Source organism: Lactobacillus sp. PV037 (genome assembly GCF_014522345.1).
In the GTDB taxonomy this organism is placed as follows: domain Bacteria; phylum Bacillota; class Bacilli; order Lactobacillales; family Lactobacillaceae; genus Lactobacillus.
Map to the genome: position 1 here is coordinate 670,455 of NZ_CP041987.1, position 24,120 is coordinate 694,574.

Here is a 24,120-nt window from a genome sequence, read left to right on the forward strand (position 1 = left end):
CAATCTTGTACTTTTCTTATTACGATTTTTTCTAAGAATGTGCTAAACTTATACAGGAATAAACAGGTTAAAATTATAAGGATTAAAGAAATGGAAGAAAAGCACAACTTAACGATTACCGATCAATCAGGTCGGTTAGATAAAGTTTTATCCAAAGAAATTGAAAAATTAAGCAGAACCCAAGTTCAAGAACTTATTGATAATAACAATATATTAGTAAATTCTAAAAAAGAAAAAGCTTCCTATAAGGTTAAAAGTGGGGATCAAATTGAAGTAGTGATTCCCCAAAAAGAACCATTAAATTTAGAACCAGAAGATTTACACTTAGATATCATCTACGAAGATGATGACGTAATTGTAGTAAACAAGCCTCAAGGAATGGTTGTTCACCCAGCTGCGGGCCATCCTAATCATACTTTAGTTAATGGGCTTTTGTATCACACAAAAGATTTGGCAGATAGTGAAGAAGGCTTTCGGCCAGGAATTGTTCACCGAATTGACAAAGATACATCAGGGCTATTAATGGTTGCTAAAAACGATCATGCAAGGCAAAGTTTAGAAAAACAACTTGCTTCTAAAACAAATAAGAGAGAATATCTTGCTCTAGTGCATGGTAATTTTAAAACAAAAAGTGGCAAAATTGATGCCCCGATTGGACGAAATCCAAATAACCGAAAACAGATGGCAATTAATCCTAACGGTAAAAATGCAGTAACTCACTTTGAAGTTTTAGAACAATTCAAAGATTATGCGCTCGTAAAGTGTATTTTAGAAACTGGACGTACTCATCAAATTAGGGTACACATGAAATATATTGGGCATCCCTTAGCTGGAGATCCAGTCTATGGTCCTAAAAAAACGCTTAAAGGTAACGGCCAGTTTTTACATGCGAAAACTTTAGGCTTTTATCAACCTACATCTGATAAATGGCTGGAATTTAGCGTAGATGTACCAGAAATTTTTCAAAAGCAGTTGGAGAATTTACGTCGAGGATAAAAAGTTAAATGAAAAGATACTTAGTTTTAGAAGATGGCACTTCCTTTAGTGGCCATGACTTTGGAGCAGGAATTACTTCAACTGGAGAATTAGCAATTCAGACAGCAAATTTTGGCTATCAAGAAGCAATCTCTGACCCAGCAAATTTTGGAAAAATTCTTACTTTTACTACACCATTAATTGGAGCAAGCGGTATTAATCCAATTGATTATGAATCTATCAACCCTTCAGTTAAAGGAATCATCGCTAACGACATCGCTTTTCACATTTCTGATAGTAATACTTTTCAAGATTTAGATGATTTTCTTAAAGAAAAAAATATCCCCGGAATTTATGGGGTAGATACGCGAGCTTTAGTCCAAAAATTAAAACAACAGCGGACAATTAAGGCCTCAATTATGGATACAGATGATGAACATGCTTTTGATCAAATTCGGGCCTTGGTGTTACCTAAAAATAAAACCGCCCAAATTTCTACTTCTAATCCTTACGCCGCACCTAATATTGGTAAAACTGTTGCAGTAATTGACTTAGGATTAAAGCACTCTTTATTACGTGAATTATCTTTAAGAAAGATTAATAGTGTTGTGTTGCCGTACAATGCCTCAATCTATGACATAATTAATATTCGAGCTGATGGAATTATTTTTTCTAATGGACCAAGTAATCCAGAAGAATTGAAAAAGGATTTAGCGCCCATCTTTGACCAGTTTTACGGTAAATTGCCAATTTTAGGAATTGGGTTGGGATTCTTAGCAATTAGTGACTATTTAAATTTAGAAACTTTTGAATTGCAGCCACCGTATAATGGAAGTAACTTTCCAGTAATTGATCAACAGAATCATCGAATTTGGCAAACTGCAATGAATCTGGGACAATTAGTTTTTCCAGAAAATATCACTTTAAACTTTTCTAGAGTATACTATGATTTAAAATCTGATTTACTTGCTGGATACGTTTTAGAAAAGGAAAAGTGTATTGCGACTGCCTTTAATCCAGAAGGTTCACCTGGTAATTTTGATGCTGATAGTATCTATGATCAATTTGTAAGAATGATGGAGTAAATTATGCCACTACATAATGAATTTAATAAGATAATGATTATTGGAGCTGGACCAACAATAATTGGCGAAGTTTCAGAAATGGATATTTTGGGAGAGCAAGTCTTAGAATCATTTTTAGAAGAAAATATTCAGGTTGTTTTGTTAAATCCTAATCCAGCTACTGTTGAAACTGATTGGAAGAAGAACTTAAAAGTCTTTTTGGAACCCATGACACTGGATTTTACTAAAAGGATTTTGCGGATGGAAAAACCAGATGCAATATTTGCAGCAGCTGGAGGCAAACCAGCATTACGCTTGCTTAAGGCATTGGAAAAAGATGGTATTTTATCCGACATGGACATTAGTTTATTAGGAATTAATGATTTGAGTCTAGATTTACAAGATTCAAGAAAATTTCATGAATTTTTGGATCGTCATCAGATTCCAACAACGCGTCAATGGTTAATCGAAGATGAAGCGACTATTTTAAATGAGTTAAGTAGAGTAACTTATCCACTTCTTTTAGTTAAAAAGCAACGTTACCGGCCAGATATTCATCGTTCTTTTAAAAATTATGAAGAACTAAAATTATATTTTGATCATGAAAAAGAAGTAGATCAAGATCATTTCAATTACAAAAATTATCGTCTTACTGAAGATCTTTCTAACTTTGAAGAATTAATTCTAGATGTTATCCGCGACCCAATCGGTAATTTCTGTTTTATTAATAATTCAGGCAGTCTTGAACCTGTTGGAATTGATTCATTAGATTCGCTTTTAGTAACTCCGGTTATTACTCGTAATAATAATCAAATGCAACAGTTACGGCGCTACAGTAAAAAAATTGCGGATGCTTTAAATTTCCATGGTGCTTTGTCAATCCATTTTGCGGTTAAACAAAGTAATGATGAATTCAAATTTAAGGTTTTGAGTGTTAAACCGCGTCTTACACATACTAGTTTGCTCGCCTATCGCAGTGGGGTATATAGTGTAGGTTATGTAGTTGCGAAAATAGCTTTGGGCTATCATTTAAATGAAATAATTGATCCCCAATCTGGTCTTAATGCAGCTATTGAACCGCGTAAAGATTCTTTCAATGTCCGCTTGCCTTACTGGTCCTTTGTAGAGTCAGGTACAAACCACTATACTTTAGGAAATAAAACCACATCTGGAGGAGCAGCTTTAGGGAAAGGGATGAACTTTGAAGCTGCCTTTATGAAGGCATTTCAATCAACCACCAGCTTTACTAATAATTTACAGACAGTTAGAACAGAACTTAGAAAAAGCAAAGAAGAGATTTTGCAAGACCTAGCTGATCCTTGGGAAAATCACCTTCTAATCTTAGTCGCTGCTATTTTTAAAGAAATCCCGTACAAGGATTTACGAAAAGCTACTCATATTCATCCAGTCTTCTTACAAAAATTTAATCACTTAATTGCTTTAACCAAAAAACTAAAGGAAGAACCACTTTCTTCAAACCTTTTGCTTAAAGTTAAAAAATACGGCTTCTCTAATCGCTTAATTGCCTACCTAACTAACAAACCTTATGATGAAATTATCGACTTAGCTCAGCAATGGCAAATTTATCCTTCATATATTCGAGTAGATGGAACTGCTGGTTTGGAAGAACCAGAAATCAGGGCAACATTTTCTGCTTATGGGGTTCAGGATGAAATTAAACCATTAGCAGCTGCAAAGAAATGTTTAATCCTTGGACTTAAGCCATTTCAAGTTTCACTGACTGGTGAATTTGACTACATGCTTTATCACGCAGCTAAAACATTAAAAGAGCAGGGGATAAGTCCAGTAATTATTAGTAATAATCCCGAAAGTATTAGTGCTTCTTATGATGTATGTGACCGAGTTTATTTTGAGCCGATTACTTTAGAAAATATTCTCGCAGTTGCACAAAAAGAGAACATCGAGTATGTCTTAACGCAATTCTCTGGGAAACAGGCAAATCGCTATCGAATCCCGCTGCTTAAAAATGGCCTTAAAATTATTGGCCAACCAAATATTGAACATACTCTTAAGCTGGATAAAACAAAAGTAATTGAAAATGCAAATGTAAGTCCAGTGCCAGCTTTAACTACTAAGCAACCAGAGGAAGTAGAAGAATTTGTTATAAAACATGGCTTCCCACTTTTAATCGGTGGGTTAAGCAACAATCAAAAAAAGCCTAAATCAGCTGTTGTTTTTGATATTCCGGCTTTAAATAAATATATTACTGAAAATGAGTTACAAGAAATAATTATTTCTAAATTTATTGAAGGTAAAAAATATGAAGTAACAGCTATCTCAGATGGAGAAAATGTTACAATTCCAGGAATTATTGAACACTTTGAGCAAAGTGGCTCACATGCTTCAGATTCAATTGCAATTTACCGTCCTCAAAACTTAAGTTCAACCCAGCAACGGTTACTACGTGATAGCACAGTAAATATCATTAAGCAGTTTAAATTGCGGGGGCCAGTTAATCTGCACTTTTTAATTGCTAATAATCAAATCTATGTTTTACAAATTAAGACATATGCGGGGCATAATATTTCTTTTTTAACAAAATCTATCCATCAAAATATCGTTAAAATTGCCACGCAAGTTTTACTGGGAGCTGATTTACCAGAATTAAATTTAACAAATGATGTTTGGCCATCTTCATCATTAATTCATGTAAAAATGCCAGTATTTTCATCCTTACAATACCATGGCGAAAATACTTTTGATTCACTTATGAAAACTTCAGGAAGTGTAATGGGGCAAGCTGTCAGATTGCCAACCGCTTTGTACAAAGGATACGAAGCCAGTGACTTGATTATTCCAAGTTATGGGACTGTCTTTATTTCAGTTAAAGATAGTGAAAAAGAGGATGCTGTTAAAATTGCTGCCAGATTCCACCGCTTAGGGTTTACCTTATTAGCAACTGAAGGTACAGCAACAACTTTAGCAGAAAAGGGAATTACTACTGGGATTATTAGTAAATTACAAGATGGAAATAAGGGTATTTTGGAAAAAATCACGCAGCATCGTATTAATATGGTAATTAATGTGACCAGCCTTTCTGATTCGGCTAGCCATGATGCAATTGTTATTCAAGATACAGCTTTAGAAACTCATATCCCTGTTTTATCTAGTCTCCAGTCTGCAGCAGATATTTTAACGGTTTTAGAAACCATGGCGATGACTACGCAACCATTATAATAAAGAAAAAAGCATCCCTAGATACTTACTTTGTAAGTGGGATGCTTTTACTGTATTCTTTTTCCTGTTACAACTTCTTCTTCTGGAGTAACTTCAATTGAATTTTGTCCTGTATAAATGACAAAACCAGGCTTTGCACCATTAGGCTTTTTAATTCTCTTAACTTGAACATAGTCTACTGGAACATGAGCGGAATTTTTACCTTTAGAGTAGTAGGCTGCAATTTCTGCAGCTTCTTGAATGTCTTGCGGACTTGGATTTTCATCTTCCAAAATCACATGCGAGCCAGGCATATTTTTAACGTGGAACCAGTAATGCTTCTTATTAGCCTTTTTAAGTGTGAGCCAATCATTTTGGTAATTGTTTTTACCGACTAACACTTTTTTACCATCACTTAATTCAAAAGTATTAAGTGATTTTTCATTTATTTTCTTTTTGCGTTGATGATTTTGAGGACGTTTCAAATAACCCTGATTAATTAATTCCTCACTAATTGCATCAATATCTTGTGGATCAGCATTATCAATTGCTGTTTGAATAGAATCAAAATAAGCTAAATTTTCTTTGGTAATTTTAATTTGTTCATTGACATGCTTAATGGAATTACGCAGTTTTTGATAACGGGTAAAATACTTTTGAGCATTGCGTGCAGGAGAGAGAGCAGGATCCAGTTTGATTTTTAATTCTTGATTATTTTCATAATAGTTAGGTAAGGAAATTTCCGTCATTCCTGGCTTAACTTGATGAAGATAGGTGTTTAATAATTCGCCCTTAATCCGATACTCTTCAGAATTTTCTGCTTGCTTTAATTGCTTTTTAAGTTTAACTAGCTTTTTACTGAGCTTCTTTTGCTCATTTGAAACAACAGTTTCTACCTTTTTTGATTTTTGGCGAACCCATTCTTTATTGGCTTGTTCTTTATAAAAATCTTCAATGCCACTGTTTACTTCTGGATAAGTACGCACCATTTGTAAATCTAAATGGTAAGGTAAGTATAAAAACAGCCGGTCCTTATGTTTAGGAGTTTGTAAAATAGTTGCTTTAGGATGATCAAAATGAGAAAAGAAGGTAGTAAATGAAGGATAAGAAAAGTCGTCTTCCAAATATCCTGCTAACTCCCGCCGATCATCGCCATCGACTCCGTTAATATTTTGAGCGAAGTCGCTAGGAGTAGGAAACTCTTTTTTTAATTCATTGAACTTAGATTTATCAACTTCAAAACCATTAATTCCTGGCTTTAATGGTGGAAGTTCATAAGGTGCGTGAGGCAAGAGAAGCCGTGCCCGATTTTCATCAGGATTGATTCGTTTAAGTAGATCAATAATTTTATTAGTATGGGCATCATACAAAATTACATTACTGTGTTTACCCATCAGTTCAATTGATAATACTAATTTAATTTCATCTCCCAGCTCATTACGATTGGAAAAATAAAAATTAACAATTCTTTCAACTCCAACTTGTTCAATTTTTTCTAAAACTGATCCCACCAGGTATTTACGTAGTACCATGACAAAAGTTGGGGCAACATCAGGATTGACAATGTTTTCATTTGTAATATAAAAGCGTGGATTTTGTGCATTAGCAGAAATAAGTAGTTTTTTGTTTTTACGATCTTTTCTAAAGTTTAGTACTAAGTCGTAAGGGAAGGGCTGATAAATCTTTGTTAGCTTTCCTCCCACAAGATCGGTATCTAATTGTGCTAATAAACTATGAATAAAAAGGCCATCATAAGCCATCAAATCACCTCAAAATTTCTTTCCTTACTATTATACTATTAATCTAAAAAAATCCCTATTTTCTTAAGTTTCTTATTGATACCAGACTAGCATTCAAGTATGCTATAATTAAACTACTAAACGGACTAATATATTATAAGGCAGGTTTTCAGATTGAAGATAGCAGTTGTAACAGATAGTACCAGTGATGTAACAATTCAAGAAGCAAAAGAAAATGATATTACAGTAGTACCCATTCCTGTAATTATTGATGGTAAAACTTACTTAGATAAAGTAGATATTACTGCTGAAAAATTATTTGAAACACAACGTAACGGCGCCTCATTTCCTAAAACTTCACAACCTTCTTTGGGAACAATGTTAGAATTATTTGATAAACTCCACGACGAAGGTTATGAAGCTATTATTACTATTACTTTAACATCTGCCATTTCTGGCTTTTATAATACCTTATTAACAATTGCTAAAGAACATCCTGAATATAATTTACATCCTTATGATTCAGGAATGACTGTACGTTCAATTGGTTATTTGGCTTTAGCAGCAGCAAGAATGGCCAAAAAGGGTCGCAGTGTTGAAGAAATTTTTGCTAAATTAGATGAAATTCGGGCAAGCATTGGCGTTTTGTTTGTTGTAGATGATTTGCAAAATTTGGTAAGAGGTGGACGCTTAAGTAACGCCTCTGCTTTTATTGGTACTATGCTTCATATTAAGCCTTTACTTACTTTTGATTCTGAAACTTATGAAATCAAAAGTTTTGATAAAGTTAGATCTCTAAAACGCGCAATTAAAAAGAGTGAAGAAATTGCTAATAAAAAGATTGCAGAATTACCTTACAAGGATAAGTTACGTTTCATTATCTATAATTCTAATGATGAAGCTCAAGCCGCAGAAGTAGCTGAACACTTTAAAGAAAAATATCCAAATCAACCAGTTGAAATGCAGGTCTTTGACGCAGTAGTAGCCACTCACCTAGGTGAAAAATCACTTGGTATTACATGGTTGTTAGATATTGACAAGATTGATTTGTAGTTAAAAAGCTATCATTTGAAGATAGCTTTTTTGTTTTGGAAAAAATAGTATAGTAACTAGTATTTAATCTTTTGAAAATTATATTAAAGACGATTTAAATTACTTATGGGAAAGTATCTATAAACCGTTTTAGATAACTGCATTGTTATATTATCGAGCAAAATAGTATAATGATAATTAAGCTGATACTCAAAAAGGAAGGTTAATGTGAAAGAACCAATAATTTACCAAACAAAGTATAATCTCAACAGTGCAGTTCAATTAAAAGATGCAATTCGGAAAGAGTACGGAAATCATTCAGAAAAAAGTTCAATTTTAACCGAATATCCGACTGTTTATATTATTAATGATACTCCCAATCAGCATAAGGATAACTTTTCTGTTTATGTTGGTGAAACAAACGATATTCAAAGAAGAACATTACAACACTTAGACGTTGATCCTAAAAATCGTCAGGACTTCTCAAACTTAAAGAGATCAAGAGATACTATGATGTATGTTATTGGACATCAACATTTTAATAAATCTATGACTCTAGATATTGAAAATCGTTTAATGCAATATTTGAGTAGTGTTCCTGCGGTTAAACATCTTAATAATCGACGGCATAATGAACAAAATAAATATTATGATTCACATGAATTTGATGAATTATTTGATTTAATTTGGAAGAAATTAAACAAGGAAAATAAAACTCTTTTTCCAGCACAGAGTATTTTAGAAAGTTCTGCCTTATTTAAATCTTCCCCTTTTAATAAGCTAACAACTGAGCAGTTAAATGCAAAAGAAAAAATAATTGATAAAATTAATTTTGCTTTAACTAATGCCAATAAGCAATTATCGGCTGATGGAGAACTTATTTTGGTTAAAGGAGAAGCAGGAGCTGGTAAAACAGTTTTAATGAGTAACATTTTCTATGATTTGGTACATGAAACTGAAACGCAAAATGACAAACACTTATCCATTTCTTTATTAGTCAATCAAAATGAACAGTTAACTGTATACCAAGAAATGAAAAGAAAACTTTTTGAAAAACAAGATCATGTTACAGTTGAAAAGCCGGTCTCATTTATAAAAAACGTTTCACCTGATGATAAAACTGACATTGTTTTGGTTGATGAAGTCCATTTATTATTAACTCAACGAAGTCAATCTTATGCTGGTTTAGGTCAAAATATGTTAGAAGATATTTTAAAAAGAGCAAAAATTGTAATGGCAGTTTATGATCCTAAACAGGTATTATCAACTACTTCAGTTTGGGAAGATGGAAAATTAGAAGAACTAGAGCAGAAAATTGGTCCTGAGAATATTATTTATTTACATAATCAGATGAGAATTGATGCTAATCCTCAAACAATTAATTGGATAGAAAATATTATTAATTATGGTAAAATTGGAAAATTACCTAAAGATAACAAATATGAAGTAAAAGTATTTTCTGATCCTGCTAAAATGCAAGCTGCAATCAAGAATAAAGATAAAAATCAAGAACGTGGAATTAGTCGAATGGTAGCAACATTTGATTGGAAATATTCAGGAGGTAAAGCAGAGTTACCAGCTGGGCAAAAGTATTGGGAAGTAGTCGAAGGTAGTTGGAAAATGCCTTGGAACTATGAGATTAGAAGGCGTGATGGCTATGAAAAACATAATCATCCTTATGGACCAGTTACTTATAAACAACAGGCTTGGGCTGAGAAAGATTATACAATTAATGAAATTGGATCCACCTATACTGTGCAAGGCTTTGACTTAAATTATGTTGGAGTAGAGTTAGGTCCATCAGTAAAATATCGTGATGGAAAGCTTATTCATGATCCTTCTAGTAGTAAAAATTCAAAAGCTACTCAAAAAAGAAATTCAACTAAAAGTTACGCAGAAATGCTCTTGAAGAATGAATTAAATGTTTTGTTGACACGCGGAGTTCACGGACTTTATCTTCATGCAGTTGATCCAGCATTACAAAAAGCGTTAGAGAAAGCAGTAAAATAAATCTATATTAATTTATTTAGGAAACGGGCATTTTATTAGCCTATTTATAACTTTATCCTTTAATACCTTATAAAAATACTCAATCTTAAATATAATGTCGTTCTAATCTTGAAATTTAAGGGCGAATTTCTTAACTATTTTATGTGAAACAATTTCAAAAACTATCGGTATAACCTTTTAATAAAGAGTATGATAAATAAAGATAGACAGGTTCCAAGATTTAAGAAAGGTAAAATATGAAAAATAGAAAAAAAGATAGTTCTGCGTCTACAGTATTTTATTTAAAATATGTAAAACCACGCTATACCAAAGACATTATTAAGGGTAAGTTTTATTTTACGAAAGTAAGATATTTTAAAGACTTGGGCTTGAACGGTGATAATAATATTGGAGACTTAAATGAGGGACACATAACTAAAAAATCATTACCAGGAGAATGGAAAACGATTAAATTAAATGGGGAAAGCTTTGATATTACTGATTGTGAAGTAACGCTAAATCGACAAATATTAAGTGATGAACAATATAATGAAATAGGAATTTTTTCCCTAATTGCAGTAACTACTGATGATCTTGTTTTTGTTGAAGAGAATGAAAATGGGAGAAAATTTAAATTAAAAAAAGAATTTATAGAAGATTGTAAAAAAATAGATCCTGATAATCAAAGAGATCTTGTAGCAATACCCAAAAATTGTTTTTACAATTTCAAAAAGGAGCAACAAGGCTATATAAAATATTACAATTCTACATACTCAAAATCTTTACCAACTCTTTCAAAAGATAATTGGACTACACTTTTTTATAAAGATAAGTCTTACGAATTTCAACATGAGTATAGGTTAATTAAATCTATAAATAACGGTAACTACTTAGAGATTGTCTCAGGTCTTCCTAAAATAATTTTGGTTAAAGATATAGAGAAAATTGAAGTAATAAGAAAAAAACAATTTAATTGCTAGATGACTTAAATAATATATTAGGTTGAAAGTAGGATGATTTGGAAACAAAAGAAGAGGGAATAGAAATTAACTATATGATATAAAGCTATATTTACCGTAAAAATATTATGTAAAGTAGTAATATCTATAATTGTTTAATATGTAGCCATTGGGTATAATTTAAATATACATCAGATATAAAGGTGATATTAAGGAGGGATATATTATGACTACGGCTTCAATGAACTTTAAAGTTGATGCAAGTACAAAGAAACTTTTTAATCAAGCAGCAGAAAAAATGGGATTAACTTCATCAGCTTTACTAAATATATTTGTTACTCGTGTAGCAAGAGAACAAGCAGTTCCTTTTAGTCTTAAAGTGGTACCAAACAAAAATGAGACTTTTGATGAGGAAAGTAAAAACGCAATGATTAAGGAACTTGCTATCGTCAATGGGTTGATACCTGATGATGATAATAAAGTTGATGATTTGGATGACTACTTCAAAAAATTAGGTGTTTAGTATGTATCAAATTAAAACAACTAAACTTTTTGATAAAAGATTTGCTAACTTAAAGAAACTTTTTAATTTGACACAAGATGAAGCCAATGATGCTATTGAATCCTTGAAATATACTATGATGCTACTTCAGCAAAATGGAAAATTACCTCGAAATGGTAATAGCTCTACTGATCCTGATGGACCTTATTATGACCATAAATTAACAGATGAGCCTTGGAGTGGATTCAATGAATATCATATTTTAGGCGATGTATTAGTAGTCTATTATAAGTTAGAATCAAAAAGAACTATCAGGTTTACAACCATCACTACGCATAATGAACTTAGACAAGGAAATTTAGATTAATAAAAATATTTAGAATTTTACTCCTCACTTATTTAAAAGATAAAAGAGTTAGCGACTATTAGGTAATGCAATAATGGAATGTTCAGTCGTTAACTCTTTTTTATGTGAGATTAATTTGCAAAAAATTAGATAAACATATTTTGAAGGAGGAATTGTTTCAATTTTTTTAATGAATTTCTTCTACTTTTATTTTTTTCTTGATATATATTTATTTTATCTAATAAATTGCCTATAACTTTTTGTTCTTCATTAGATGGTATTTTAATCATAAATTTAGTAGAAAAATCTTTAACCACATGCGGAATATTAGGAGTGCGAAAATTAAAATAAATTTTATTTTGATTACTTTTTAAAAAATGATATAAGTAAGAACTTGAGTATTTAGGAGAATATGCTTTTAAAGTAGAGCCTAAAGCACCTTCAATTCCACGATAGATAGTACCGGCTTTAGATCCATCCCATAAAATTAAAATATCATCATTTTTTACATCTTTAGAAGCAGAGACATAAGTGGGAGTTCCACCATTCAAATAGGCAGTGTCAAGATATATAGAATTATTTCCAATCATCTCTTTTTTTGCTTTTCCCTTTAATTCTTTAGATATAACTTCTTTTAAGGATAAAATTTTCCAATCATTTTTCAAGTTTTTAACTTTAAGTTGAGTACTCTTAAGGGAAAATAACCTTTGATACATTGCTTGTTGTAGTTGAGATTGCAAAGAATATTTCTTTTGCAAAAGGGTTATAGTCTCATCAAGTTTTGAAAGAAGATTACCAATTTTGTCTTGTTCTAACTTTAAAGGAAATTTTTGATTTAAAGTTAAAAAATCTGAATAACTTATACTTCTTCCATCTCTAACTCCGTAGGTTACTTTTTTAGTAACTGAATAAAATTATAACTAGTAAATTTTTCTTTCCAAAAATTATCATTAAAGTTCTCAGGCACTTTAAAGGAAAATACCGTGTAAGCAGGGGAGCCGATTCCTTCCATTCTTGAGTAAGCAAAACCTCCTTGAAAGGAACGTAAGTGGATAACAAAATCGCCTGGTTCTATTCTTTTATAACTTTCAAGACTAGTTCGTGAAGTTTTAATATCTACTCCAATTTTATTTCGAGGTATCATTCCTTTGTTTTGAGTAGCAGATAATACAGTAAGGTTCGGAAATCCTTTTTCTGTTTTAGATTTAAAAATTAAAGTTCCTTTTTGTTGCTGCCAAGTAAAAGTAATTGAATAGTAATATATTTAAATTAAGGTTATACTAATATGAGATAAAGTATTTTAATGAGTTTGAATAGGATTAATCAAAATGAAAGAATTTAAGGATCTATCAAGACGTGACCAAGAAGCATCTTTACTTTTTCCTTTAATAAAAGAATTAAAACGATTGGGCGGAAAAGTAACTACTAAAGAATTAAAACGTTCTTTGATTGAGAATATAGATTTTATTCCAGAAGATGCATTAACACATATTAAAACTTCAAAAAGTGGGAATCTCTACCATCCCTTTGACTATCCATTTAACTTTGCCGTGACAAATTTAAATATGGCAAAATTATTTGACCGTCCTAAATTAGGTGCCGTAGTGTTAACAGAAAAGGGTAGAAAAGCTAGTTACGAGTTTGAAGATCAGCCAGAGAAATTTATAGCATCTGTTTACCGAATAACTGAGCCTCTTTGGAAGGGAAAAGCTAAAAGAAACGCTAAAATGACTTATTCGAAAGATAAGGGAAAAGAAATTGAAAAAGTAGTTGATTACAATGAAGATTGGCGCCAAAGACTTCAAACGGCTATTAATAGTCTTGCGCCCACAAAATTTGAAGAGTTTTGTCGACAATTAATTAAAAAAATGGGTGTTGATATAGATGAAAAAATTGGTATAAATATTTCGGGTGACGGTGGCATAGATGGGTACGGTTACTTGACTAATGATGATTTCAGAACTACACGTGTTGCCAACTACACGTGTTGCCATTCAAGCAAAACGCTGGAATTTAAATACTACCGTCTCATCTCCTGAAATTGATAAATTTAGAGGGGCAATGGATAAATTTAGAGCAGAATATGGCATCTTCATTACCACTACTTCTTTTACGAGAGGTGCAATTAACGCAGCACGTTCAGGAACAAGAGTAATAACTTTAATTGATGGTGAAAAGTTATTAGATTTAGTTGCAAAATACCAAGTTTTTGTCAAACCAAAAGTAGTATATGAATTAGATAAGGAATTTTTTGAATAAACTAGGTATTGTTGATAGAATACTGGATTAGCGGTGAAAAGTACCAATTTAACTCCATATCTTTTCTAAAGCTAAAAGTATTGCTTCTTTAGTATCTATGGTTAAATTATCTAAATTGATTTCATCAAACTGCTTTTTTATTTCATTAAGATTCTTTTTATTAGAGTTAAGATAAGTATTTTCCTAGGAATTTCTCCATTGCTGCAATAACTCGTATATAATTCTACAAAATACTTTCATAAAAAATTTGCGTTAATCAATCTGTTCAATTATAATACAAGTGAGAAGATAGTAATAAGCAGCTACTTGTTACTCTCAATCGTAGATAATAAATAACTTTTGGGGAAAGTCAATCTTTATGATTGACTTTTTATTATGGGATATGCTTTGACAAAATTAATTGCAGCACAAGATATAAATGATTTGAGAATCCCACCTGCAAATTATTTAGAAAAACTTGATGGAGATAGAAAAGGGCAATATAGTATTACCATTAATAAGCAATACCGTATTTGTTTTGTAGTTAAAACGCCAAATTATTTTTATAATGTAGAAATTGTAGACTATCATTAATAAGGAGGAAATATCTATGTTAAAGAATAATATTTCTACAACAAAAGTAAGTGAAATCTTGTATGAAGAATTTATGTTGCCTTTAAATATCTCTGCTTATGCAGTTGCTAAAGCTATTAATGTCCCATCTTCAAGAATATTAGATATTCTCCATGATAAAAGAAAAATTACTGTAGACACTTCAATACGCTTAGGAAAATTATTTGGAGTATCTCCAAAGTACTTTTTAAATATTCAAAATGATATTGAGCTAAGAAATGCAGAAATAGAACATAGTGGCAGTTATAACCAAATTAAGCAATTATCACTTGCCTAATTATTTAACTTAAAGTTAGTAGAAAGGATTAAAACTATGACTATTAAAGCAACAACCACAAGTGAATTAAGAAAAAACTTCAAAAAACTTGCTGACGATGTCTCTAATTATAATGATGTAATATTTATAACAAGACCAGAAAATAAAAATGTAGTCCTATTATCTGAAAAAGAATACAGTTCATGGCAAGAAACAAACTACCTTCTATCAACATCAGAAAATAGAAAGGCTCTTCAAAAAGCTATTACCGATAAACACAGTAGTAAGAAATTAACACCTCAAGAATGGTATAACCGAGACGAAGCTAATCTTTGTGATTAGCTTTTTGCTTATTTGATAAAATTTATTCAAGTGTAGCAAAATGAAATTTATAAATTATAATATAGGAGTCATATCATGGAATTTAACAATGATGAAACAATATTTATTCCACCTGCAGGATTTTTTGAAGATGTACTTGATCGTATGGACAAGATGGAGACGCAGATTGATGAACTTAAGAAACAATATTACAACAATTCTAAGAATTCGCGTGATGTTTTCTTATACGGTTGTGAAGTAGTTGGCAGTCAATATCTAGATTTAGAAGATCATCTTATTCCAAGGTTACAAGAAAATGACCCATTAATTTTGATCAGAGAAGCAGGTAATCACTATGATGAACATGCAATTAATGTACAGACCACTAGTGGCCTAAAGTTAGGTTACTTACCACGAAAGAACAACTTAATTTTAAGTCGCTTAATGGATGAGGGGAATCTTTTATTTGGTAAAGTCAAATCTTTTCATTGGGATGGTAAGAAGTTAGATCTTATACTCAAGGTTTACATGCACATGAGTTAGTTAAGTTAATCCTTGTAAAAATCCTTATTTTAATTAGTGTTATACTTTATAAGTAACATCCTAAATAGAAAGTGGAAGTTTGTGCTCTATAAGCAAATTGAACAAAATAAGCGAAATACTTGGATTATGTTGGGAATCTTTTTAGTTTTGCTCCTGGCAATCAGTGTATTAATAGGATGCCTTTTACCAATACTTGGTGTCATATTTTTCATTTTTAGCATAGGTTATGTAGCTTGGAATTATTTTAGAGCAACAAATACCTTGCTGAAAGTAACCGGTGCCCAAGAAGTTACTAGGAAAAGTAATCCCCAAATCTATGAAATGGTTGAAGAATTATGCTTAGCCGCTGGAATGCCAATGCCTAAGATCTATATTTCGCCTACGAAGGAAGTTAATGCTTTTTCAACTGGTTTTGATCCCGAGCACGCTAGTTTAGTGCTTTACCAAGGCTTGCTAGATATTATGAATAGGGATGAAGTGCGTGGAGTTATTGGACATGAACTAGCTCATATTCGTAATTATGATATTCGCATTACAGTTCTATCGAGCATTCTTGTTAATTTTATTCTTTGGACTGGCCTTGGGACTCTCTTAGGTGGTTGGACCTTGGTTACCTCTGACGGAAAGGGATGGGGAACTTATTTAATTAAGGGCTTTGGTTTACTAATCTTAGGCTTTGGGGCAATCGTGAGTATTTTTGCAATTCCAATCGCTAAATTATTATCATTACTCATTTCCCGTCAAAGAGAGTATTTAGCTGATGCCGGATCGGCTGATCTAACTCGAGAACCATCAGGTTTAATTTCTGGTTTACAAAAATTAGAAGATTTAGAAAATGGCAAAAAATTACCTCAGAATGAAAAAACAAATAATAACTTAGTTTTGCAAAGTCTATATTTTAATGCTGGCTCAATTACCAAATGGTATCAAAGATTGTTTTCCGATCATCCGCCACTAGATAAAAGAATTGAACGTTTAAAAAATAGTGCAAAAATTTAATATCAAAGAAAAAAGGATTTAAATACCCTCGTAGGATTGTGCAATTTGATTCTACAAATAATCTGAACAATAAAAAGTAATATAGTTTATTTATTGTAGAAGATAAAATTAAGGTGTACTCTTTATGTAAGATGCAATATAGGGATAGGTGATCATATGGAAAATCAATTAATAAGAAAGATGTCCCAAAAGGGACAAATTGTTATTCCTGTTTCAATTAGAAAAGCATTGGGGTTAGAAAAAGGGACAAAACTTTCTTTCAAACTTAATGGTGATGAAATTACTATAAAAAAAGCCCCTTCGGTATTAGAATGGGCAGAAGTATTAAAAGAAGGAAGAGACAATGAAAGACTTTAAAAATCAAATTACACTAACTTTAGTTAAAAGAGATAAGGAAACTTATAATCTTGAAGACTTAAATAAAAAAATCATCGAAAAGCTTACTGATGCTTTTCATCATGTATTAATTTTACAAGCAGAAAAAACTTCTTCAATAAATGGTGAATTACAAAATAGAGAGGTGCTTCTCGTTAATTGCAATTTCAATGATCTTACTGAAGGGATGAAAGAAGCCGTACAAGAAGCAATCATTTTAGAGATGACAGAAGGTAAAGAAGATGTAGTAGAACTTAAGGTTAATAATGAGACTCAACTTTTATATAAGGAAAATTACATCGAAAATAATTAATTTTTATAATAAAGTACGTAATAATTGCTAACATAAATGCTTAAGCAAATAATAGCAAAAATAATAAAATCAACAAAAAAAGCTAAGACAATTACCTTAGTAATAGCTAGAATTGTTGCAAACCTCATAACAATTTTAGCTTTAAGCCTTAGCCAAGAAACAGTGGATTAAAAATCCTGTATTTTTGTGTTCTATATTGGACGAAAGGAAATTTTAAATGAAATACAAGTTTAATTGGAAAAATTTTTGGAAAAGATTTTTCATTATTAATGAGGCTATTTTTGCGATTTTGCAATTAATAAACTGGATAATTTTAAAGTGATAGACTAATTAAAGTGCCTCACACTTGTTAGATCTATGTCTAACAATTATGAGGCACTTCAAAATTTGATCGCTTTTTGTTTATCATCTTGTTACAATATTATTAGGTCATTGGTTTAGCTAACCGATGATTTAGTAACTTTGGATGGCTGCACACCCCTCAACCTATTTTCAGTTACGGAGGTGAGAGCCATGCCACATGGAATAGACTGGAGAAGTAGGCTTCCTTGCAAATAGCTTCTGCTATTGCACTAAGCATTGCACTCAATGCACTAGGTAAATTCTTAGTGAGTTGTGCAAAGGCTTATGCAATAACAAAAAAAGCTAATCACAAGGATTAGCTAACCACTTCAGTCATTCAAGTTACGATTGGAGTTAACGACTCGACCTCGTTAGCTCCTTTTCTTTTACAATTATAAAAGAAATTAAATAAAAATTCAAGAGAAAGTAGTCTAGCTCCTTTAGTATATGCGGGATTTTAATCCTGCTGTAGTTCATAAATGGTAGAAGAGAATTATAGAGTAAAAAGTTATATTTACGGTAAAAATATTATGTAAAGTAATAGTTAATAATTTTTAGCTTAAAAGAGTAAGACTTCAGTAACCTTACTCTTGTATTTTTGAAGCTATATTCCTTTTTGAAATATTTATAACTTGCCCCAATCAATCTCTTCAATATTTGTAAATCCACTTTTATCCTTTTCACGTTTACGAACTACATCTCCAACTCCATTAGATTCTAATTCTATTGTTTCCTTAATTGCTGTTGCATGAGTTTTCATATAATTCATCAACTTTTTATTATTGGTGAAACCGGGAGTATTGTCTTCAATTAAACCTCTATCTTTAGCAAGCGCTAAAAGAATATCTTTTTTGGTTTCTTTATTTACAAAGTTTAATTCGTCAAATATTTTTTTCATTTTATCATCTGTTTTTTTTGCATGAAAATTATCTGGCATAACTTTTTACTCCTTTCTCTAATCTCTAAGAGACTATCTTAATTATACGCTATTCCTGGTGCTGCTAGTATTGATGGCTATTTAATTGGCAATAAACTTTTTTGATAAGAGAATCTTATTATTTATCACGATATTTTATCTAAAATTTGCTTTAATTAATCCGTCCAATTATAATATAAGTACAAATGAAAAGAGAGCAACGAGTGGTGGCTCGTTACTCTCAATCGTAGATTTGAATAACTAGGGGAAAGGCTAATCTTTATGATTAGCTTTTTTGATTATTCGATATGCTTTTGCAAAGTTAATTGCAGCAATCGAAAGAATCAAAATGCCAGTTGCAAAATCAACCGAATAAATATAAACAGTGGAATTTATAAGGTTTAGGTATAAATTCTTACTTTTGGCTATTATGCTAGTGTTATAATGAGATAATAACACTAGTAACAAGCTTGAGGAATAGCGTAATAACGCCAATTTTAAGATGTCCCAAAAATAGCTAGTGTTATAATTCTTAATATAGTATAAATAACATTAGTATATTATAAAGCTTTACAAATAGGTATTTTATAGACTGTTTGTAAAACTAGTAAAGTTGATAAAGGAATTTCCATAAAATTATCAATAAAATCAATTTTCTTATCATGCTGAGAGGACGATTCTATTGCATTATTCGTCCAAAAAGACTAATAACTAATCATTCATGCAAATAAAGGAGATGCAATTTGATGCAACAAATAGTTAAACCAATTAAGGATTCTTGGGTTTTATCTTCAGTCCAAGATACTCTCTTAAACAGATTTGAATCAGGAAGACGAAACTACACTATTTTTCAAGTAGGGAAAGCTACTTTATTAAGAGTGAGTGATGTTTTGCGTCTTAGAAAATCAGATGTATATGAGGAAAATGGTCGAGTTAAGAAAAATGCTTATATCATCGATAAAAAGACTAAAAAGAAAAATGTACTTTATTTAAAACCCGTAAAGGAAGATCTAGAAGACTACTATGATTGGTTAAAAGGTTGGCAGTTAAAGAATCCCGATAAGAGTGTTTTCTTTAGCGAGTGGCTTTTTCCGTCAATGACTAAGCCTGAAAAGCATATTGACGAAAGAAGATATTACATGATTATGCATAGAGTAGGAGAGATTCTTAATATTAATTATTTGGGAACTCATACAATGCGCAAAACTGGAGCTTATCGTGTTTATCAACAAACTAACCATAATATTGCCTTAGTAATGAAATTACTTAATCACTCTTCGGAACAAATGACTTTGGCATATCTAGGATTAGATCAAGAAGAACGTGAACATCTATTAGATAGGGTAGACTTTGGTTAATTGTAAACTAATAAATTTTTTGCTTCTGAGATTGTTCATAGTCTGCTGGCAACGCAACAGTTTTAGAAGAGTTAAGATTAGTTTTAAAGGAGTCCACGAGTAGAGTCGTTAACTCCCTTTCTCATCAAAACATAAAATTTGCCTTTATTTAAACAGGGAGTTACGCTAATGATAATAATTAATAAATATTATAGTGGAGACAATCATGGATAACATTAGTGAAAAGAAAATAGAACAACTCGGAACTTTTGAAATTAGTCAAAAATTATTGGCACTTGCTAAAAATAATGAAAAAGGGAATATCTTTTTAAATGCTGGAAGAGGAAATCCTAATTGGATTCAGACTTTAGCAAGACTAGCTTTTGCACGTTTAGTGGAATTTAGTGTGAATGAGTCAAAAAATACAATTAATGATGGAATAATGGCTGGTTTTATTAATAAAGAAGGAATTAGAGAGCGTCTATTTTCTTATTTAGATTCTAATAACAGTAAAGTTGATAAATTTATTATCGATGCCATAAATTATTGTAAAGAAAATTTGAAAGTTGATTGTGATGACTTAATTTATGAATGGGCAAATGGAGTTATTGGAAATGATTATCCAGTCCCTAGTCGTTGTTTAAAGTACAATGAAATTATTGTTAATGAGTACTTACAATCTATTTCTTATCGAGGAAAAAAATTAGCAAATCAAACTAGTATCTTTCCTACTGAAGGTGCAACAGCTGCAATTGCATATGCTTTTCATAGCTTAAAAGAAAATCATCTTCTGAAAAAAGGTGATAAGATAGCGATTAATGAGCCAATTTTTCCACCTTATATCATGATTCCAGAGCTGAATGATTATCAATTAGTTGAAGTAGATTTAGCTTCATACGAAAAAAATAATTGGGAAATTGAGCCAGCTGAAATTGAAAAATTGAAAGATCCTGCTCTTAAAGCTTTAATTGTAGTTGATCCAACTAATCCTACCTCCAAAGAATTTAATTCTAAAGCTTTACATGCCCTTAAAGATGTAGTAAAAAGCAACCCAGAATTAATGATTATTTCAGATGAAGTTTATGGTAGCTTTGTACCTAATTTTACTAGTGTTTACAGCGTACTTCCTTATAATACAATGTTAGTTTATTCTTATTCTAAGCTATTTGGTTGTACGGGTTGGCGTCTAGGGGCAATTGCTTTAAATGATAATAATATTTTTGATGCTAAGATTAAAAAGCTTCCAGAAGCAGAAAAAAGAGAATTATTTAATCGCTACAAGAGTAATGTGGTAGATCCCAATAATATGCCTTTTATTGACCGTTTGTGTTCAGATAGTCGATCAGTTGGACTCTATCATACTGCAGGTTTATCTACTCCCCAACAAATTATGATGAGTTTATTTTCATTAACTCATTTAGTGTATGCAGAAGGTTCTACTGATGCATATATTGATAGTGCAAGAAAACTAGTTAAAATTAGGTATGAAGATTTACATAATGCAATGAACGCTCCAAAAGATGAAACTGATACAAATACACACTATTACTCTCTAATAGATATTTATCGTTTAGCTGAAAAGAAATATGGGAAGGGATTCAGAAAATATTTAGAAGATGATTTTAATCAAATTGACTTTTTACTTAATTTAGCTAAGAAAAATGGTGTCGTTTTAGTTGATGGTGTTGGATTTGGTGCTAAACCAGGGGAACTACGAGTGTCTGAGGCAAACTTGCCAACTGATGATTATACTTTAATTGGTGAACAGGTACTCGAACTACTAGGAGAGTACTATAAGAAATACAAAGAAAATAATTAATAAAAAAGATTTTCCTTATTAGTTAGTTTAATAAGCTACTTATAAAGAAAATCTTTTTAGTATTTACTCATCATAATCTCTGTAAACAGTTTAGCTTTTTAAGATGACAGATACAACGTTTTTCAATATTCCAATTCAATAGTTTCACTTCTTCCTCATTTTAGTGATAAGATGACATAAAAGTAGATAAATAAAGGAGAAGATATTAAATAGCTTATGACTATGATGTTATTTTTATTGGGTCAGGACATGCAGCTTGGCATGGTGCAGAAGATTTAGTTAAAGCTGGTAAAAAAGTTGCTATCGTTGAACAAGAACTAGCCGGAGGAACTTGCACAAACTATGGTTGTAATGCAAAGTTTATTTTAGATACCCCGTTTGAATTTTTAGATGATTTAAATCGTTATGAACAAGCAGATATTGCTACAGTGGGAACAATTTCTTGGGAAAAGCTGATGGCATATAAGAAGAAAATCATTTCTACTTATGCTCCATTACTTGAAAAGAAATTTGAGCAAAGTGAAATTACTCTTTTAAAGGGAAAGGGAAAACTTGCAGATGCTCATACTGTTGTAGTTAATAATCAAAAATACACTAGTGATTATGTTGTAATTGGAACTGGACAGCATCCAAATAAACTTAAAATTTCTGGCAGTGAGTTTACCCACGATAGTCGGGAATTCTTAGACTTAGATTCATTACCAAAACGTATTACATTCATTGGTGCCGGTATTATCTCAATGGAATTTGCTTCTATTGTTATAAAAGAGGGAATTGAAGTTAATATTGTTGAGTTTGCAGATCGTGCTTTACTTGCATATCCAGAAAAAATGGTTTCAGCTGTAGTAGATAAAATGACCCAAGAAGGAGTAAAATTTCATTTTAATCAAGCTGTAAGTAAAATTGTAAAAGAAAATGGTTCCTTCAAATTAATTACAGCTCAAGGTCTAGAAATTGAAACAGATTATATTGTTGATGCAACAGGTCGTAGTGCAAATACAGCTAACTTAGGATTAGAAGACGTAGGGGTTAAATATAATAAAAACGGAATTGAAGTTAATGATCACTTACAAACTAATGTTTCAAATATTTTTGCCTCAGGGGATGTTATTGATAAATCAATACCTCGATTAACTCCAACAGCAACTTTTGAATCTAACTACGTTGCTTCTGTAATTCTTGGTAATACTAAACCGATTACTTATCCTGCAATTCCAAATTTAGTGTTTACTTTTCCAAGAATTGCACAAGTTGGTGTTAGTGTAAAAGAAGCAACGAATCAACCAGATAAGTATAAGATTGTTGAGGTGCCATTTGGCGGGCCAATAAATTTTGAAAATAAATTAGAAGCTACTGCTCATTTTACGTTTATTGTTAATAAAAAAGATAAAACTTTAACTGGAGCTGCTTTACTAGGAAACGAAGCAGGGGAAATGATTAATTTAGTTACTATTATCATTGATAAAAAATTAACTTTCCAAGACTTAAACAAGATGATTTTTGCTTTTCCAGCAACTACCGATGGCTTAATCACAGCTTTAAAGACAGCTTTAGCGTAAGCTATTAAGAATTCCACTTTAACGACTTTTACTAACTCATACTTTTACAAAAACCTCTCTATTACTAGCGAATTTACTAATATCCTAGTTTATAGAGAGGGTTTATTATAGTAGATTAATCTAAAGAAACTATCCAGCCATATTTATCAGGTAAATCACCATTTTAAATACCTACTAAATTTTCGTATAATTGTTGAGTAACTGGTCCAGGATGATCTTCACTACCAAAAGTAGTTTTTCGTTGTGGTAAGTTAATGAAGCGGAGAGATTACCGCAGCAGTACCGACGGCACCAATTTCAACAAAACTATCAACACCAGAAATTTGTATTATTCAAAGTATTTATTCCAATTATTAATTTTATGCTCTAAAAAATCATAGTTTTGCTGTAAAATATGTAGCTGGTTTTTTAGGTTTAATAGTTGTTTTTCTAGCAATTTTTTTCTTTCTTTACGTGTATCTCTTTTACTAGATGCTAAGGATAAATATTTTTTTAAATATGCTATTGTAGCACCACCATTACGCATACAGTGAACAAATTCTATCCATTCACAATCTTCTTCTGAATAGATTCGGTAGCCGTTTTTATCTCTTTTAATTTGAGGAATAATTTTTACTTTCTCCCAATAGCGTAAAGTATCTACTGAAAGATTATATTTTTTAGAAATTTCATTAATTTTCATTATA

At 31.3% G+C, this 24,120-nt stretch carries 23 protein-coding genes and 1 pseudogene; 20 read left to right on the forward strand and 4 right to left on the reverse strand.

All coding sequences use genetic code 11. The features are described 5' to 3' along the window. Positions 1-90: 90 nt before the first annotated feature. The 3 genes from FP435_RS03700 to FP435_RS03710 are packed head-to-tail and all read left to right on the forward strand — an operon-like array spanning position 91 to position 5,237. A complete protein-coding gene (locus tag FP435_RS03700; RefSeq protein WP_265484506.1) occupies positions 91-996 on the forward strand; it encodes an RluA family pseudouridine synthase in 906 nt (301 codons plus the stop codon). An 8-nt stretch (positions 997-1,004) separates the two neighbouring features. After that, positions 1,005-2,060 (forward strand): carbamoyl phosphate synthase small subunit, encoded by a 1,056-nt coding sequence (locus tag FP435_RS03705; RefSeq protein ID WP_265484507.1) that lies wholly within the window; start codon positions 1,005-1,007, stop codon positions 2,058-2,060. Between the two features lie 3 nt (positions 2,061-2,063). After that, a complete protein-coding gene (locus FP435_RS03710) occupies positions 2,064-5,237 on the forward strand; it encodes a carbamoyl phosphate synthase large subunit (RefSeq protein WP_265484508.1) in 3,174 nt (1,057 codons plus the stop codon). 47 nt (positions 5,238-5,284) lie between these two features. Here the strand turns inward: FP435_RS03710 and FP435_RS03715 are convergent, their stop codons facing one another. Continuing rightward, the gene (locus FP435_RS03715; protein ID WP_265484509.1) at positions 5,285-6,976 is read right to left on the reverse strand and encodes an Rqc2 family fibronectin-binding protein; all 1,692 of its coding nucleotides are present in this window, start codon (positions 6,974-6,976) and stop codon (positions 5,285-5,287) included. Between the two features lie 153 nt (positions 6,977-7,129). Between FP435_RS03715 and FP435_RS03720 the strand changes: the two genes are divergently transcribed. The 5 genes from FP435_RS03720 to FP435_RS03740 all read left to right on the forward strand — a co-directional run bounded on the left by FP435_RS03720 (position 7,130) and on the right by FP435_RS03740 (position 11,804). Next, a complete protein-coding gene (locus tag FP435_RS03720; protein WP_265484510.1) occupies positions 7,130-8,008 on the forward strand; it encodes a DegV family protein in 879 nt (292 codons plus the stop codon). Between the two features lie 207 nt (positions 8,009-8,215). Then, positions 8,216-9,997, forward strand: coding sequence for a DUF2075 domain-containing protein (locus tag FP435_RS03725; protein ID WP_265484511.1), 1,782 nt, complete (start codon positions 8,216-8,218; stop codon positions 9,995-9,997). Between the two features lie 236 nt (positions 9,998-10,233). Continuing rightward, complete coding sequence (locus FP435_RS03730) at positions 10,234-10,956, forward strand: hypothetical protein (protein WP_265484512.1); 723 nt, start codon at positions 10,234-10,236, stop codon at positions 10,954-10,956. A 205-nt stretch (positions 10,957-11,161) separates the two neighbouring features. Continuing rightward, on the forward strand, positions 11,162-11,458 hold the full coding sequence (locus FP435_RS03735) for a type II toxin-antitoxin system RelB/DinJ family antitoxin (RefSeq protein WP_265484513.1): 297 nt from the start codon (positions 11,162-11,164) through the stop codon (positions 11,456-11,458). A gap of 1 nt (position 11,459) precedes the next feature. Continuing rightward, a complete protein-coding gene (locus FP435_RS03740; protein WP_265484634.1) occupies positions 11,460-11,804 on the forward strand; it encodes a type II toxin-antitoxin system mRNA interferase toxin, RelE/StbE family in 345 nt (114 codons plus the stop codon). A 125-nt stretch (positions 11,805-11,929) separates the two neighbouring features. Here FP435_RS03740 and FP435_RS03745 read toward each other — a convergent pair whose 3' ends face one another. Then, the gene (locus FP435_RS03745) at positions 11,930-12,541 is read right to left on the reverse strand and encodes a restriction endonuclease subunit S (RefSeq protein WP_265484514.1); all 612 of its coding nucleotides are present in this window, start codon (positions 12,539-12,541) and stop codon (positions 11,930-11,932) included. Positions 12,542-13,111: 570 nt separating this feature from the next. Between FP435_RS03745 and FP435_RS03750 the strand changes: the two genes are divergently transcribed. From FP435_RS03750 to FP435_RS03785, 9 genes and pseudogenes are all read left to right on the forward strand, one after another. Further along, positions 13,112-13,822, forward strand: a complete 711-nt coding sequence (locus FP435_RS03750; protein ID WP_322555902.1) for a winged helix-turn-helix domain-containing protein — start codon at positions 13,112-13,114, stop codon at positions 13,820-13,822. After that, positions 13,734-14,042, forward strand: a complete 309-nt coding sequence (locus tag FP435_RS08410; protein ID WP_322573203.1) for a restriction endonuclease — start codon at positions 13,734-13,736, stop codon at positions 14,040-14,042. The genes FP435_RS03750 and FP435_RS08410 overlap by 89 nt, the downstream gene beginning before the upstream one ends. Positions 14,043-14,426: 384 nt before the next feature. Further along, positions 14,427-14,615: pseudogene (locus tag FP435_RS03755) on the forward strand (type II toxin-antitoxin system RelE/ParE family toxin); the annotation flags it as partial. A 16-nt stretch (positions 14,616-14,631) separates the two neighbouring features. Beyond that, positions 14,632-14,931, forward strand: a complete 300-nt coding sequence (locus FP435_RS03760) for a HigA family addiction module antitoxin (RefSeq protein WP_265484516.1) — start codon at positions 14,632-14,634, stop codon at positions 14,929-14,931. 36 nt (positions 14,932-14,967) lie between these two features. Next, positions 14,968-15,252 (forward strand): type II toxin-antitoxin system Phd/YefM family antitoxin, encoded by a 285-nt coding sequence (locus tag FP435_RS03765; protein ID WP_265484517.1) that lies wholly within the window; start codon positions 14,968-14,970, stop codon positions 15,250-15,252. A gap of 75 nt (positions 15,253-15,327) precedes the next feature. Next, positions 15,328-15,774, forward strand: coding sequence for an HIRAN domain-containing protein (locus tag FP435_RS03770; RefSeq protein WP_265484518.1), 447 nt, complete (start codon positions 15,328-15,330; stop codon positions 15,772-15,774). A gap of 81 nt (positions 15,775-15,855) precedes the next feature. Next, positions 15,856-16,773 carry a M48 family metallopeptidase gene (locus FP435_RS03775; RefSeq protein WP_265484519.1) on the forward strand — a complete coding sequence of 306 codons (918 nt, stop codon included), beginning with the start codon at positions 15,856-15,858 and terminating at the stop codon, positions 16,771-16,773. A 156-nt stretch (positions 16,774-16,929) separates the two neighbouring features. After that, complete coding sequence (locus FP435_RS03780) at positions 16,930-17,130, forward strand: AbrB/MazE/SpoVT family DNA-binding domain-containing protein (RefSeq protein WP_265484520.1); 201 nt, start codon at positions 16,930-16,932, stop codon at positions 17,128-17,130. Further along, a complete protein-coding gene (locus tag FP435_RS03785) occupies positions 17,117-17,461 on the forward strand; it encodes a hypothetical protein (RefSeq protein WP_265484521.1) in 345 nt (114 codons plus the stop codon). The genes FP435_RS03780 and FP435_RS03785 overlap by 14 nt, the downstream gene beginning before the upstream one ends. Before the next feature lie 967 nt (positions 17,462-18,428). Here FP435_RS03785 and FP435_RS08415 read toward each other — a convergent pair. Next, positions 18,429-18,740, reverse strand: a complete 312-nt coding sequence (locus FP435_RS08415; protein WP_322573201.1) for a hypothetical protein — start codon at positions 18,738-18,740, stop codon at positions 18,429-18,431. A 725-nt stretch (positions 18,741-19,465) separates the two neighbouring features. Between FP435_RS08415 and FP435_RS03795 the strand changes: the two genes are divergently transcribed. The 3 genes from FP435_RS03795 (at position 19,466) to FP435_RS03805 (ending at position 23,434) form a co-directional block, all read left to right on the forward strand. After that, positions 19,466-20,077: a tyrosine-type recombinase/integrase gene (locus tag FP435_RS03795; protein WP_265484522.1), complete on the forward strand. Its 612-nt coding sequence runs from the start codon at positions 19,466-19,468 to the stop codon at positions 20,075-20,077. Between the two features lie 205 nt (positions 20,078-20,282). Beyond that, the gene (locus FP435_RS03800; RefSeq protein WP_265484523.1) at positions 20,283-21,875 is read left to right on the forward strand and encodes a bifunctional aspartate transaminase/aspartate 4-decarboxylase; all 1,593 of its coding nucleotides are present in this window, start codon (positions 20,283-20,285) and stop codon (positions 21,873-21,875) included. 230 nt (positions 21,876-22,105) lie between these two features. Continuing rightward, positions 22,106-23,434 carry an NAD(P)/FAD-dependent oxidoreductase gene (locus FP435_RS03805; RefSeq protein WP_322573204.1) on the forward strand — a complete coding sequence of 443 codons (1,329 nt, stop codon included), beginning with the start codon at positions 22,106-22,108 and terminating at the stop codon, positions 23,432-23,434. A gap of 328 nt (positions 23,435-23,762) precedes the next feature. Here the strand turns inward: FP435_RS03805 and FP435_RS03810 are convergent, their stop codons facing one another. Continuing rightward, positions 23,763-24,116, reverse strand: a complete 354-nt coding sequence (locus tag FP435_RS03810) for a MerR family transcriptional regulator (RefSeq protein WP_265484524.1) — start codon at positions 24,114-24,116, stop codon at positions 23,763-23,765. Positions 24,117-24,120 lie beyond the last annotated feature (4 nt).